12 protein-coding genes, 1 rRNA gene and 1 riboswitch are annotated in these 14161 nt (G+C 68.6%); of the genes, 12 read left to right on the plus strand and 1 reads right to left on the minus strand.

Annotation, left to right across the window (positions count from 1 at the left end; all coding sequences use genetic code 11):
- The first annotated feature begins 150 nt into the window (after nt 1–150).
- The 11 genes from rrf to ACIRPT_RS03960 all read left to right on the plus strand — a co-directional run bounded on the left by rrf (nt 151) and on the right by ACIRPT_RS03960 (nt 10506).
- Nucleotides 151–267: ribosomal RNA gene (gene rrf / locus ACIRPT_RS03910) — 5S ribosomal RNA — on the plus strand.
- A gap of 149 nt (nt 268–416) precedes the next feature.
- Nucleotides 417–1028, plus strand: coding sequence for a CDP-alcohol phosphatidyltransferase family protein (locus ACIRPT_RS03915; RefSeq protein WP_403821813.1), 612 nt, complete (start codon nt 417–419; stop codon nt 1026–1028).
- Nucleotides 1029–1149: 121 nt separating this feature from the next.
- Nucleotides 1150–3645 (plus strand): sugar phosphate nucleotidyltransferase, encoded by a 2496-nt coding sequence (locus ACIRPT_RS03920; protein ID WP_403821816.1) that lies wholly within the window; start codon nt 1150–1152, stop codon nt 3643–3645.
- Between the two features lie 76 nt (nt 3646–3721).
- On the plus strand, nt 3722–4654 hold the full coding sequence (locus tag ACIRPT_RS03925; protein WP_403823336.1) for a DUF881 domain-containing protein: 933 nt from the start codon (nt 3722–3724) through the stop codon (nt 4652–4654).
- Entirely contained in the window at nt 4651–4983 is a 333-nt protein-coding gene (locus ACIRPT_RS03930) for a small basic family protein (protein WP_003984969.1), read from the plus strand. Before ACIRPT_RS03925 ends, ACIRPT_RS03930 begins: the two co-directional genes overlap by 4 nt.
- A gap of 5 nt (nt 4984–4988) precedes the next feature.
- The gene (locus ACIRPT_RS03935) at nt 4989–5933 is read left to right on the plus strand and encodes a DUF881 domain-containing protein (RefSeq protein ID WP_403821820.1); all 945 of its coding nucleotides are present in this window, start codon (nt 4989–4991) and stop codon (nt 5931–5933) included.
- A 130-nt stretch (nt 5934–6063) separates the two neighbouring features.
- The gene (locus ACIRPT_RS03940; protein ID WP_403507903.1) at nt 6064–6900 is read left to right on the plus strand and encodes an FHA domain-containing protein; all 837 of its coding nucleotides are present in this window, start codon (nt 6064–6066) and stop codon (nt 6898–6900) included.
- Between the two features lie 17 nt (nt 6901–6917).
- Nucleotides 6918–7667, plus strand: a complete 750-nt coding sequence (locus tag ACIRPT_RS03945) for a MerR family transcriptional regulator (RefSeq protein ID WP_403821823.1) — start codon at nt 6918–6920, stop codon at nt 7665–7667.
- A gap of 53 nt (nt 7668–7720) precedes the next feature.
- Complete coding sequence (locus ACIRPT_RS03950; RefSeq protein WP_362711539.1) at nt 7721–8194, plus strand: bifunctional nuclease family protein; 474 nt, start codon at nt 7721–7723, stop codon at nt 8192–8194.
- A 227-nt stretch (nt 8195–8421) separates the two neighbouring features.
- The gene (locus ACIRPT_RS03955; RefSeq protein WP_403823339.1) at nt 8422–8988 is read left to right on the plus strand and encodes a MerR family transcriptional regulator; all 567 of its coding nucleotides are present in this window, start codon (nt 8422–8424) and stop codon (nt 8986–8988) included.
- A 66-nt stretch (nt 8989–9054) separates the two neighbouring features.
- Nucleotides 9055–10506 (plus strand): DNA polymerase IV, encoded by a 1452-nt coding sequence (locus ACIRPT_RS03960; RefSeq protein ID WP_403821827.1) that lies wholly within the window; start codon nt 9055–9057, stop codon nt 10504–10506.
- On the opposite strand, the gene ACIRPT_RS03965 is transcribed toward ACIRPT_RS03960, so the two are convergent.
- On the minus strand, nt 10416–10799 hold the full coding sequence (locus ACIRPT_RS03965) for a PRC-barrel domain-containing protein (RefSeq protein ID WP_403821830.1): 384 nt from the start codon (nt 10797–10799) through the stop codon (nt 10416–10418). The two genes, ACIRPT_RS03960 and ACIRPT_RS03965, sit on opposite strands and share 91 nt — an antisense overlap.
- A gap of 114 nt (nt 10800–10913) precedes the next feature.
- Nucleotides 10914–11011: riboswitch (glycine riboswitch) on the plus strand.
- 188 nt (nt 11012–11199) lie between these two features.
- Between ACIRPT_RS03965 and gcvP the strand changes: the two genes are divergently transcribed.
- The gene (gene gcvP / locus ACIRPT_RS03970) at nt 11200–14085 is read left to right on the plus strand and encodes an aminomethyl-transferring glycine dehydrogenase (protein ID WP_403821833.1); all 2886 of its coding nucleotides are present in this window, start codon (nt 11200–11202) and stop codon (nt 14083–14085) included.
- The last annotated feature ends 76 nt before the right edge of the window (nt 14086–14161 follow it).

Raw genomic sequence — 14161 nt, forward strand, 5'->3', positions numbered from 1 at the left:
GGTTGATAGGCCAGATATGGAAGCCTGGTAACGGGTGGAGTTGACTGGTACTAATAGGCCGAGGGCTTGTCCTCAGTTGCTCGCGTCCACTGTGTAGGTTCTGAAGTAACGACTGTTGAGTCATGCTCCGGTTGGTTAACTTCATAGTGTTTCGGTGGTCATTGCGTTAGGGAAACGCCCGGTTACATTCCGAACCCGGAAGCTAAGCCTTTCAGCGCCGATGGTACTGCAGGGGGGACCCTGTGGGAGAGTAGGACGCCGCCGAACAAATGTTAAGAGAAAGCCCCGTTGGGAACCTGGTTCCCGGCAGGGCTTTCTCGCGTTTTCCCGGACCCGGGACCCGCGGCGCGGCGCGGCCGGCGGGGCAGGTAAGGTCGAGGGTATCGTCGGCACATTTTTCACAGGAGGCTTCCGCGGTGGAGGTCCAGGAGACGCAGGTTCAGACGGATCGCGTCCTCACCATCCCGAATATTCTGAGCATGGGGCGTCTGGTCGGCGTCCCGGTGTTCCTGTGGTTGATCCTGTGGCCGGAATTTGGTGGCCCGAGGTCTGCCGATGCCTGGGCATTGCTGGTCCTTGCCCTGAGCGGCGTCAGCGATTATCTGGACGGCAAGCTCGCCCGGCGCTGGAACCAGATCAGCAGCCTTGGCCGGATCCTTGACCCCGCGGCCGACCGCCTCTACATCCTCTCCACCCTCGTCGGACTGACCTGGCGCGAGATCCTGCCGATCTGGCTCACCGCGGCTCTGCTGGCACGCGAACTGATGCTGCTGATCGCGGTTGGATTCCTCGGCCGTCACGGGTATGGCCCTCCCCAGGTGAACTTCCTGGGCAAAGCGGCTACGTTCAACTTGATGTATGCCTTCCCGCTGCTCTTGCTGAGCGTCGGGAACGGCTGGCTTCACACACTCGCTGCCATTTTCGGATGGGCGTTCGCGGGTTGGGGTACGGCGCTCTATTGGTGGGCAGGGATCCTCTACGTGGTACAGGTCCGTCGGCTCATCAGGGCGGACGCCACGGCCGACTGAGCTCGCCGAACCGGCAGATTGTGCCAAGGCCCGGCGCCCGTACGTGAGTACAAGAACAGTGGGCGATCTGGACAAGTGAAGTCGGCAAGACCGTCGTCTCTTAGAGGAGGACGCTTCCGACATGAAGGCCGTTGTGATGGCGGGCGGTGAGGGCACACGCCTTCGCCCCATGACGTCAAGCATGCCCAAGCCGCTGCTGCCCGTGGCCAATAGGCCGATCATGGAGCATGTGCTGAGGCTGCTGAAACGGCATGGTCTCAGTGAGACCGTCGTAACCGTTCAATTCCTTGCCTCGCTCGTCAAAAACTATTTCGGCGACGGGGAAGAGCTCGGAATGGAGCTCACATACGCCAACGAGGAAAAGCCGCTGGGCACCGCGGGCAGCGTGAAGAACGCGGAGGAAGCCCTCAAGGACGACGCATTCCTCGTCATCTCGGGTGACGCCCTCACCGACTTCGATCTCTCCGACCTGATCCGCTTCCACAAGGAAAAAGGCGCCCTGGTCACGGTCTGCCTCACGAGGGTGCCGAACCCGCTGGAGTTCGGTATCACCATCGTCGACGAGGCCGGCAAGGTCGAGCGCTTCCTGGAAAAGCCCACCTGGGGTCAGGTCTTCTCGGACACCGTCAACACCGGCATCTACGTCATGGAGCCGGAGGTATTCGACTACTTCGAGCCCGACGTTTCGGTGGACTGGTCCGGCGATGTCTTCCCGCAGCTCATGAAGGAAGGCAAGCCGATTTACGGCTATGTCGCCGAAGGGTACTGGGAGGACGTCGGCACTCACGAGAGCTATGTGAAGGCCCAGGCCGATGTGCTCGAGGGCAAGGTCGACGTCGAAATCGACGGCTTCGAGATCTCGCCGGGGGTGTGGGTCGCCGAGGGCGCCGAAGTGCATCCGGATGCGGTGCTGCGCGGGCCGCTGTATATCGGCGATTACGCCAAGATCGAGGCCGGTGTGGAGCTCCGTGAGCACACCGTTGTCGGATCCAACGTGGTGGTCAAGAGCGGGGCGTTCCTGCACCGGGCGGTGGTGCACGACAACGTCTACATCGGGCAGCACAGCAATCTGCGTGGCTGTGTGATCGGCAAGAACACCGACATCATGCGGGCCGCGCGGATCGAGGACGGCGCGGTCATCGGCGATGAATGCCTCATCGGTGAGGAGTCGATCGTCCAGGGGAATGTGCGGGTCTATCCGTTCAAGACGATCGAGGCCGGCGCGTTCGTCAATACCTCGGTGATCTGGGAATCCCGCGGCCAGGCGCATCTGTTCGGCGCGCGTGGGGTTTCCGGGATCCTCAACGTCGAGATCACCCCGGAGCTGGCCGTACGGCTCGCCGGCGCGTACGCCACCACGCTGAAGAAGGGCTCCACGGTCACGACCGCGCGCGACCACTCGCGTGGCGCGCGGGCGCTCAAGCGCGCGGTGATCTCCGCGCTGCAGGCGAGCGCCATCGACGTGCGAGACCTCGAGAACGTCCCGCTGCCGGTCGCCCGGCAGCAGACCGCCCGGGGCAGCGCGGGCGGCATCATGGTCCGTACGACGCCCGGAGTGCCGGATTCCGTTGACATCATGTTCTTCGACGAGCGCGGCGCCGACCTCTCGCAGGCCGGCCAGCGCAAGCTCGACCGGGTCTACGCCCGTCAGGAATACCGCCGCGCCTTCCCCGGCGAGATCGGCGATCTGCGGTTCCCGGCGAGCGTCTTCGACTCCTACACCGGCTCCGTCCTGCGCGCGGTGGACACCACGGGCGTCGCCGACTCCGGGCTGAAGGTCGTCGTGGACGCCTCGAACGGCAGCGCCGGACTGGTCCTGCCCAGTCTGCTGGGCCGGCTCGGCGTCGACTCGCTGACGATCAATCCCGGTCTTGACGAGTCCCGGCCGACCGAGACCGCCGATGCCAGACGCGCCGGGCTCGTCCGGCTCGGCGAGATCGTGGCGTCGGCACGGGCCGCCTTCGGTGTGCGCTTCGACCCCGTGGGCGAGCGGCTGTCCCTGGTGGACGAGCGCGGCCGGATCATCGAGGACGACCGGGCGCTGCTGGTGCTGCTGGACTTGGTGGCGGCCGAGCGGCGCAGCGGGCGGGTGGCGCTGCCGGTGACCACGACCCGTATCGCCGAGCAGGTGGCGGCGTACCACGGGACGCAGGTGGAGTGGACGACCACGTCGCCCGACGATCTGGCCCGGGTGGCCCGGATGGAAGGCACGGTCTTCGGCGGGGACGGCCTCGGCGGCTTCATCATTCCGGAGTTCAGCGCCGTCTTCGACGGCGCGGCCGCATTCGTCACGCTGATCGGCCTGGTGGCCCGTACCCAGATCACGCTCAGCCAGATCGACGCGCGGATCCCGCGGGCGCATGTGCTGCGCCGTGACCTTGCCACGCCGTGGGCGGTCAAGGGCCTGGTCATGCGGCATGTGGTCGAGGCGGCCGGCGACCGGGACGTGGATACCACCGACGGCGTACGCGTCGTGGAGGCGGACGGCCGCTGGGTGCTGGTGCTCCCCGACCCGGCAGAGGCGGTCACGCATCTGTGGGCTGAGGGGCCGGACGACGCCTCCGCGCAGCAGCTGTTGGACGAGTGGGCGGCCGTGGTGGACAGCGCAGGGCGCTGAGCTCAGGCCCACCGGCGTGCCCGCGATCGGGCACGCCGGTGGGGCCATTGGGAGACTGCGCGGCCGACGTGCGACGATGTGCGGCATGTCGCAGCAGCGCCCCGATCGGAGCACTCCCAGCAAGCCGGCTGTGCGTCCCGACGCGTCCATGTCGCTGCTGACCAATGTGATGGATCACAGCCTCGACGACGGGTACGCAGAGGCAGCCGCGCGGAAGTCCGCCGCGGGCGTGCGCGGTCTGCCGCGCACCCTGCGGGCGAAGTTGGGCCTGGCGGCCGGCCTGGTGCTGGCAGCGGTGGTCGTCACGGTCGGCGCCGCGCAGGCGCGGATATCGGCACCGACGCTCGCCAAGGAACGCGAAGAGCTCATCCATCGCATCCAGAAGGGCACCGGCGAGGCGGACAAGCAGCAGAAGCGGGTGGACGCGACCCGGGACGAGGTCAGCAGGATGCAGCGCGAGGCGCTGAAGACCCATGGCGGCGACAAGGCCGAACTGCTGGCCCTGTTGTCCGGTTCGACCCAAGTGACCGGACCTGGCGTGAAACTTGTGGTGGACGACGCAAAGGACGCGGCGTCCAGTGGCGGCGGGCCGCGGGAGAGCAGCGGTTTCTCCGACACCGGGCGGGTACGCGACAGGGACATGCAACGCGTCGTCAACGGCCTGTGGGAGTCCGGCGCGGAGGCCATCTCCGTCAATGGGCAGCGGCTTACGTCACTCTCGGCGATCAGAGCCGCGGGAGACGCCATACTGGTCGACAACAAGCCACTGGTACCTCCTTATACGGTACTGGCGGTGGGGGACGGGCAGCGGCTCAGCACCGCGTTCCAGGACAGCGTCGACGGTCAGTATCTGCACGTGCTGCATGAGAACTACGGCGTGCGCACCAGGTTTTCCGCAGAGAGCGAGGTCACGCTGCCGCCCGCGCCCAGTTTGACCGTACGTACCGCAAAGCCGCAGGCCGGTGCCGCCAAGGCGGACGGCGCCGACACAGGGAAGGGCACATCGTGATCGCCGTACTGGGCCTCATCGTGGGAGTCGTGGTCGGGCTTGTGGTCCGACCCGTGGTGCCGACGGTGGTCGAGCCCTACTTGCCGATCGCTGTCGTCGCGGCGCTGGATGCCGTCTTCGGCGGTCTGCGCGCGATGCTGGACGGCATCTTCGACGACAAGGTCTTCGTCGTCTCCTTTCTCTCCAACGTCGTCGTCGCGGCGCTGATCGTCTTCCTCGGTGACAAGTTGGGTGTCGGCGCCCAGCTCTCCACCGGTGTTGTCGTGGTGCTGGGCATCCGGATCTTCTCCAACGCTGCCGCGATTCGCCGGCACGTCTTCAGGGCGTGAGGCGGATGGCAACGGACGAGACCCCGGAGCCGGAGAAGAAGCCGGAGTCCCGGCAGGACCGCAGCCCTGCCGACCGGCGGCCGATGCCTCCCGAAAGCCGGCCCGCCCCCAAGGCGGCCGAGGAGGGGACGCAAGGGCGTAAAGCGGACGACGCGCAGCAGAACGGCGACAAACCGGCAGACGCCGCCGCCCCTGCCCCGGAAGGGGAAGATGGGGGCGCGGGAAAGCCGCAGAACGGCCGGCAGCGGCTCGCCGCGAGCCTGTGGCCGCCGCGGCTGACCCGGGCTCAACTGATCGTTGCGTTGCTCCTGTTCATTCTCGGCCTCGGCCTGGCGATTCAGGTACGTTCCACGAGTGACAGCAGTGCGCTGCGGGGTGCGCGCCAGGAGGACCTTGTGCGCATTCTGGATGAACTGGACAATCGCTCCCAGCGGTTGACGGACGAGCAGCGGCGCCTGGAAGGGCAGAAGACGGAGCTGGAGAACAGCTCGGACCAGGCCGAGGAGGCCCGTAAGCAGACCGTGGAGAAGGAACAGCAGCTGGGCGTGCTGGCCGGGACCGTCGCGGCGCAAGGGCCCGGCATCTACCTGACCATCGACGACCCGACGCACTCGGTCGAGGCGGACAAGCTGCTGGACACCATCCAGGAGCTGCGAGCGGCCGGCGCCGAGGCCATCCAGGTCAATAACGTACGAGTCGTCGCCAACACCTATCTCTCGGATGTCAGCGGCGGCGTGGAGATCGACGGCAAACGGGTCACACAGCCTTACCGCTTCAAGGTCATCGGCAAACCGGAGGACCTCGAGCCGGCGCTGAACATCCCCGGTGGGGTGGTTCAGACGCTGGAGAAGGAGCAGGCCAAGGTGTCTGTGACCCGGCAGAAGAAGATCATTGTGGATGCCTTGCGGGAGGCGAAGCGGCCTGACTACGCTCGGTCGTCTTCGCAGTGAGGTGTCCAGATATGTCCATGGCCCGGGGAGGGCATGAGGTAGCGGGGGGTCGGCGCACCGTGATTGTGGTGTGTGGTGGAAACTGTCTGCAGGCCACGGACGTTCACAGGATGTCCGGATCGGCCGGAGTATGCATCGAGGGTTCGTCCTGCCCCACGGGCGGGTCTGTTTCGTTCAAGGGGAATCGCCCGTGAAGTTGTTTGGAAAGCTGTTCGGCAAGAGCGCCCGCCAGGAGGGCGGCAGCGGCTCGGCGCGGCATCGTGCCGCGGGCCGGCCCGATGAGAGCGGTGCGGGCGAGGACCGTCCGCTCTTCCGTGACGAGGTCAGCGGTCCGTCCGGGGGGTCCGGCGCGGGTTCTGTTGACCCCTCCGGGTCCGGCCGCATAGGTTCCCAGGGACCATCAGCCTCATCCACGGGTGGAGGGTTGGCTTTGCCGGTTTGTACGAGGTGTGGGCACCGGAACGCCGAGGCGAGCCGGTTCTGCTCCAACTGTGGTGCGCCGCTGCGCCCGGGCGCACAGCCTGAGCGCGCGTCCGAGACGACCTCGACCATCTCCATCTCGGGGATCGAGGCCTATGACGCGGAGGCGACGGGCCAGACCCAGATGCCGTCCCTGTCGCCCGAGGCTCAGGCTGCCGTCGACGCCCTTCCGATGGGTTCGGCGCTGCTGGTCGTCCGCCGGGGGCCGAACTCCGGCAGCCGCTTCCTTCTGGACAGTGAGCTGACGACGGCCGGCCGCCACCCGCAGGGCGACATCTTCCTCGACGACGTGACGGTCTCGCGCCGCCATGTGGAGTTCCGCCGAGGCCCGGACGGGCGCTTTACGGTCTCCGACGTCGGCAGCCTGAACGGCACGTACGTCAACCGTGAGCGGATCGATTCGGTCGCGCTCTCCAATGGCGACGAGGTCCAGATCGGCAAGTTCCGGCTGGTCTTTTACGCGAGCCAGCGAGGCGCCGGAATCTGACCGGCCAGGGAAGGCATATGCGCCAATCACCGACGGGCGGTGCCGGGTCCTCCGGCGCCGCCTCCTCGGACGGCAAGCCGGTGAGCATCGGTACGGTGCTCACTTTGCTGCGCGAGGAATTTCCCGAGGTCACCATCTCCAAGATTCGCTTCCTGGAGGCCGAGGGGCTGGTCGAGCCGACGCGCACGCCTTCCGGGTACCGCAAATTCACCGCGGCCGACGTCGAGCGGCTGGCGGGCGTCCTGCGGATGCAGCGGGACCACTATCTGCCGCTGAAGGTCATCCGGGAGCATCTGGACGCCCTGGAGCGCGGTGAGCAGGTGCAACTGCCGGCCCAGGCCACTTCCTCACGGGAGCTGGTTCCGGGCATGCGGGAGCCCGGTGAGGACCGTCCGGCGGCCGCCCGGGTCAGCCGGGCCGAGCTGCTGGAGGCCGCCGAGGTGGACGAGGCGGCGCTCGCCGACTGGGAGTCGTACGGGCTCGTCGTACCGGGCGCGGACGGCGCTTACGACAGCGAAGCTGTCACGGTGGCGAAACTGGTCGCCGAGCTGGGGAGTTTTGGTCTCGAGCCGCGGCATCTGCGGGCCGTCAAGGCGGCCGCCGAGCGGGAGGCGGGCCTGGTGGAGCAGGTCGTGGCGCCCCTCCGGCGGCACCGAAATCCGCAGACCAGGGCCCATGCGGAGGCCACGGCCAAGGAGCTGGCAACGCTGTCGGTGCGGCTCCATGCGGCACTGGTCGAGGCCGCGCTGAAGGTCCGCCTCACATGAGCAAATGACTGCCCGACTACCCAAACCTGCCGGGCACGTCCTAGGGTTGCTGTGTGAACGAGCTCGACGTCGTGGGTGTCCGGGTGGAAATGCCTTCCAGCCAACCGATCGTGCTCCTGCGGGAGGTGGGAGGCGATCGCTACTTGCCCATTTGGATCGGGCCAGGGGAGGCCACCGCCATCGCCTTTGCCCAGCAGGGCATGGTCCCTGCCAGGCCGCTGACGCATGACCTTTTCAAGGATGTGCTGGAAGCGGTGGGCCAGGAGCTGACGCAGGTCCGCATCACGGATCTGCGCGAGGGAGTGTTCTACGCCGAACTGGTCTTTGCCAGCGGCGTCGAGGTCAGCGCGCGTCCGTCCGACGCCATAGCGCTGGCACTGCGCACCGGGACGCCGATTTTCGGCACCGACGGTGTGCTGGACGACGCGGGCATCGCCATTCCGGACGAGCAGGAGGACGAGGTGGAGAAGTTCCGCGAGTTCCTCGATCAGATCTCGCCCGAGGACTTCGGCAGCAGCAGCCAGTGAACCCGGTCGGCAGATACGTCTGATTCCGGCCAAACTATTTAGCCGTTCCCCGCGCGAGGTCACGAGAAACCACTCGTAGGGTGATTATCACTCGGCGTGGCGAGCGCGGCGATCGTTGACGCACCCCGAGTGACTGCATACCGTCGATAAGGCAGGTCCCGTCCGGGACGTGGAGGACGGAGGGCGGCGTGGCAATCACCGGTGACGGTACGGCGGCGGAAGGGGCGTTGCCGCTCCACCCGAATGCAGCAGTGAACCGCACACCGGCACAGCCCGCCGCGGTGTCGGGGGACTGCGCGGCAGGGGCCATCGGCTACCGCGGTCCGACGGCTTGTGCGGCGGCGGGGATCACTTACCGGCAGCTCGACTACTGGGCGCGCACCGGCCTGGTGGAACCGAGTGTCCGCCCCGCCTATGGATCCGGCACCCAGCGGCTGTACAACTTCCGGGACGTCGTCGTCCTCAAGATCGTCAAGCGGCTGCTGGACACCGGCGTTTCGCTGCAGAGCATCCGCACCGCCGTCCAGCACCTCCGTTCGCGCGGGCTGGACGATCTGACGCGGATGACGCTGATGAGCGACGGCGCCACGGTCTACGAGTGCACCTCGCCCGACCAGGTCGTGGATCTGCTCCAGGGCGGTCAGGGCGTCTTCGGCATCGCGGTGGGCGTGGTGCTGCGGGACGTGGAGGGCGCGCTCTCCGAGCTGCACGGGGAGCGGCTGGACACCGGCGAGACGCTGGTGGGGAAGAACCCGCGCGACGAGCTGGCGCGACGGCGCAACCGGGCCGGCTGAGCCCCGCACGCGGCCCCCGGCCCGGCAGCGGGCCGATTGTCAGTGGTGTGCGGGAGGATCGGTCATGTGAGATCCGCGCCGACGATTCTGCATCTGGACATGGATGCGTTCTATGCCTCCGCCGAGCAGGCGGCCAAGCCGAGCCTGCGCGGAAAGCCCGTGATCGTCGGCGGGATCGGGCCGCGCGGGGTGGTCGCCACGGCGTCGTACGAAGCGCGGGTCTTCGGTATCCGCTCGGCGATGCCGACGGCTCAGGCGCGGCGGCTGTGTCCCAATGCCGCCTACCTCAGTCCGCGCTTCCAGCTGTACCGCCAGGTGAGTGAGACGGTGATGGAGCTGCTGCATGCGCTGTCGCCGCTGGTGGAGCCGCTGAGCCTGGACGAGGCGTTCGTGGACCTGGAGGCGGGCGGGGTCGCGCCCGAGGCGGCCGCGGTGCGGGCCGTGGGGGAGCGGCTGCGGCGGGACATCCGGGAGGCCACGGGCCTGACCGGCTCGGTGGGGCTCGCGGGCGCCAAGTTGCTGGCGAAGATCGCGTCCGAGGCGGCGAAGCCGGACGGTCTGGTGGTGATCGAGCCCGGTACGGAGCGGGAGCTGCTGGGGCCGATGCCGGTGCGGACGCTGCCCGGGGTGGGGCCGGCGACGGCCGAGGCGCTGCGCCGGGCCGGGATCCATACGGTCGCCGAGACCGCGGAGGCCGGTGAGGACGAGCTGGTGCGGCTGCTGGGCAAATCGCACGGCGCCGGGCTGTATGCGATGGCGCTGGGCCGGGACGACCGCCCGGTGGTGGCCGAGCGGGACGCGAAATCCATCTCGGTCGAGGACACCTTCGAGGTCGATCTCACCGACCGGACGCGGGTGCGGGCCGAGCTGGTGCGGCTGGCCGAGCGCTGTGTGCACCGGCTGCGGGAGGCCGGACGGTCCGGTCGTACGGTGGTGATCAAGGTCCGTAACTACGACTTCTCGACGCTTACCAGGTCGGAGACGCTGCGCGGGCCGACGGACGACCCCGCGGTCGTACGGGAGGCGGTGGCGCGGCTCCTGGAGACGGTGGACACCACGGGCGGGGTGCGGCTGCTGGGGGTGGGGGTGAGCGGGCTGGCCGACTTCACGCAGGAGGATCTGTTCGCCCAGCTGGCGACGGAGCAGGAGGCCGAGGAGATGGCGGCCAGGGCGGCGGCGCCGGTGGCGGGCGGGGAGGGCGAGCCGGAGCCGGAGGAGGACCGGCCGCGCCGCTGGCATCCGGGGCTCGATGTGGTGCACGACGAATTCGGTGCCGGCTGGGTGCAGGGCAGTGGGGTGGGCAGAGTGACCGTACGTTTTGAACAGCCGTGGTCCGCACCGGGACGGGTGCGGACCTTTGCCGTCGATGACCCGGCGCTGCGGCCGGGGGAGCCGTTGCCGCTGGTGGGCGGGGAGCCGGGGGCCGGTCAGTCCTCCGAGCCGGCGATCTTGCCGAAGTCCTTGTCGCCCGGGGACGCAACGGGGTCGGAGTCCGGGGAGGAGATATCCAGCCGGTAGTGGTGGTAGAGCTGGAGCTCCTGCTCGGGTGAGAGATGGCGGCCCACCCCGAAGTCCGGGGCGTCCTTGATCAGCTTGCGGTCGTAGGGAATGCGCAGCCCCTCGTCCACCAGCTCGCTCGGCTCAAGGGGGACGAAGGCGTCCCGGCTGAAGAGGCCGGTGCGTACGGCCGCCCATTCGGGCTCGCCGGTCGCGTCGTCGAGATATACCTCGTCAATGGTCCCGATCTTGGTGCCGTTCCGGTCGAACGCTTTGCGGCCGATCAGGCTCCGGGGATCGATATCGGTGTGCACTGCCCCTCCTTGTGGTCGCAACTGTCATGTGACAACTACCAAACGGCACATTTCATGCCCCGGCCACTCGAAAGTTCCCCCGACAGGTGCGCTGGTAGGCTTTCGAATGGCCGCTGACCCCATGCGGGAGAGTCCCTTGCCGTTCGCGGCGGGGGCGCCGAAGGAGCAAATCCTCCCCGGAATCTCTCAGGCATCCGTACCGCATGGACGAGGTCACTCTGGAAAGCAGGGCGGGCCGCGGCGAACTCAATGCCGGGACCCGTCCTCACCGACGGTGAAAGCCGGGCCGCAGCCTGCGGACCGGTGAAGCTCTCAGGTTGAGATGACAGAGGGGGAGGCCGTCCGGGCACCCGCGCCGTGGTGCCCCTCGTAGGTCGCAGTGACCAGGAGGCCCCCGCAGATGACCACCAATCGCATCTCCTTGACCGAGCTGGAGCGCGGTACGCCCTTCGAGCGCCGGCACGTCGGTCCCGACCACGAGGCGCAGGCGAAGATGCTCGCGCAGGTCGGCTTCGGATCGCTGGACGATCTCACCGCCACCGCCGTCCCCGACGTGATCAAGAGCGCCGAGGCGCTCGGCCTGCCGCAGGCCCGTACCGAGGCCGAGGTCCTCAAGGAACTGCACGGCCTCGCGGACCGTAACCAGGTCCTGTCCTCCATGATCGGCCTCGGCTACTACGGCACGTTCACCCCGCCGGTGATCCTGCGCAACGTCATGGAGAACCCGGCCTGGTACACGGCGTACACGCCCTACCAGCCGGAGATCTCGCAGGGCCGTCTGGAGGCGCTGCTCAACTTCCAGACCATGGTCGCCGACCTGACCGGGCTGCCCACCTCCGGTGCCTCCCTGCTGGACGAGGGCACCGCCGCCGCCGAGGCGATGGCGCTCTCCCGCCGCGTCGGCAAGGTCAAGGAGGGTGTCTTCCTGATCGACGCGGACTGTCTGCCGCAGACCATCGCGGTGATCCAGACCCGTGCCGAGCCGACCGGCGTCGAGGTCGTCGTCGCGGACCTGTCCGACGGCATTCCCGCGGAGATCGCCGAACGCGGCGTCTTCGGCGTGCTGCTGCAGTACCCGGGCGCCTCCGGCGCGGTGCGTGACCCGCGCGCCGTCATAGCGCAGGCTCAGGAGCTGGGCGCGGTCGTCACCGTCGCCGCCGACCTGCTGGCCCTTACGCTGCTGACCTCGCCCGGCGAGCTCGGCGCGGACATCGCGGTGGGCACCACCCAGCGCTTCGGCGTCCCGATGGGCTTCGGCGGGCCGCACGCCGGCTTCATGGCCGTACGGGAGAAGTTCGCCCGCAGCCTGCCCGGCCGCCTGGTGGGCGTCTCCGTCGACGCGGACGGCGACAAGGCCTACCGCCTCGCGCTGCAGACCCGTGAGCAGCACATCCGTCGCGAGAAGGCCACCAGCAACATCTGCACCGCGCAGGTGCTGCTCGCCGTGATGGCCGGAATGTATGCGGTCTACCACGGCCCCGAGGGCCTGCGGACCATCGCCCGGCGTACCCACCGCTACGCCGCCGTCCTGGCCGAGGGCCTGCGCGCGGGCGGCGTGGAGATCGTCCACGACGCGTACTTCGACACGCTCACGGCACGGGTGCCGGGCCGGGCCGCCGAGGTCGTCGCCGCGGCCCGCGAGGCGGGCGTCAACCTCTGGCTGGTCGACGCCGACCTGGTCGGCATCGCCTGCGACGAGACCACCGGGCGCGCGCAGCTGGCCGGCGTCTGGGGCGCCTTCGGGGTCCAGGGCGATGTCGAGCAGCTGGACGCCGTCGCCGCCGAAGCGCTGCCGCAGCAGCTGCTGCGCGGCGACGACTACCTCACGCACCCGGTCTTCCACCAGTACCGCTCCGAGACCGCGATGCTGCGCTACCTGCGCACGCTCGCGGACAAGGACTACGCGCTGGACCGCGGAATGATCCCGCTCGGCTCCTGCACCATGAAGCTGAACGCCACCACCGAGATGGAGCCGGTCACCTGGCCCGCGTTCGGTCAGCTGCACCCGTTCGCACCCGCCGACCAGGCGCAGGGCTACCTGACGCTCATCCAGGAGCTGGAGGAGCGGCTCGCCACGGTCACCGGCTACGACAAGGTCTCCATCCAGCCGAACGCCGGATCCCAGGGCGAGCTGGCCGGTCTGCTGGCCGTCCGCGCCTACCACCGCGCCAACGGTGACGAGCAGCGCACCGTCTGCCTGATTCCCTCCTCGGCGCACGGCACCAACGCCGCCAGCGCCGTCATGGCCGGGATGAAGGTCGTCGTCGTCAAGACCGGCGAGGACGGTGAGGTCGACGCCGACGATCTGCACGCCAAGATCGACAAGCACCGGGACGAGCTCGCGGTCCTGATGGTTACCTACCCCTCGACCCACGGCGTGTTCGAGGAGCACATCACCCAGATCTGCGCGGCGGTGCACGACGCCGGCGGTCAGGTCTACGTCGACGGCGCCAACCTCAACGCGCTGGTCGGCCTCGCCGAGCCCGGCAAGTTCGGCGGCGACGTCTCGCACCTCAACCTGCACAAGACCTTCTGCATCCCGCACGGCGGCGGTGGCCCCGGTGTCGGCCCGGTCGGCGTCCGCGCCCACCTGGCGCCGTACCTGCCCAACCACCCGCTGCAGCCCGCCGCGGGCCCCGAGACGGGCGTCGGACCGATCTCCGCGGCTCCCTGGGGCTCCGCCGGGATCCTGCCGATCTCCTGGGCGTACGTCCGCCTGATGGGCGGCGAGGGCCTCAAGCGCGCCACCCAGGTCGCGGTCCTGAGCGCGAACTACATCGCCAAGCGCCTGGAGCCGCACTACCCGGTGCTCTACACCGGCCCCGGCGGCCTGGTGGCGCACGAGTGCATCATCGACGTCCGGCCGCTGACCAAGGCGACCGGCGTGAGCATCGACGATGTCGCCAAGCGGCTCATCGACTACGGCTTCCACGCGCCGACGATGTCGTTCCCGGTGGCCGGCACGCTGATGATCGAGCCGACCGAGAGCGAGGACCTGGACGAGCTGGACCGGTTCTGCGACGCGATGATCGCCATTCGCGCGGAGATCGAGAAGGTCGGCACGGGGGAGTGGGACAAGGACGACAACCCGCTGCGCAACGCCCCGCACACCGCGGGCGCGCTGGCCGGCGACTGGTCGCACCCCTACAGCCGCGAGGAGGCCGCCTTCCCGGCCGGTGTCGTGGCCGCGGAGAAGTACTGGCCGCCGGTGCGTCGTATCGACGGTGCCTTCGGTGACCGTAACCTCGTCTGCTCCTGCCCGCCGCTGGACGAGTACCACAGCTGATTCAGCCGTACGGGGTATCCGTACGCCGGTCGCACGGCTCGTCCGTACACATCAAGGGCCCTCGGCAGATCTGCCG

Origin of the sequence: Streptomyces sp. NPDC101227 (assembly GCF_044767545.1) — a bacterium.
GTDB lineage: Bacteria > Actinomycetota > Actinomycetes > Streptomycetales > Streptomycetaceae > Streptomyces.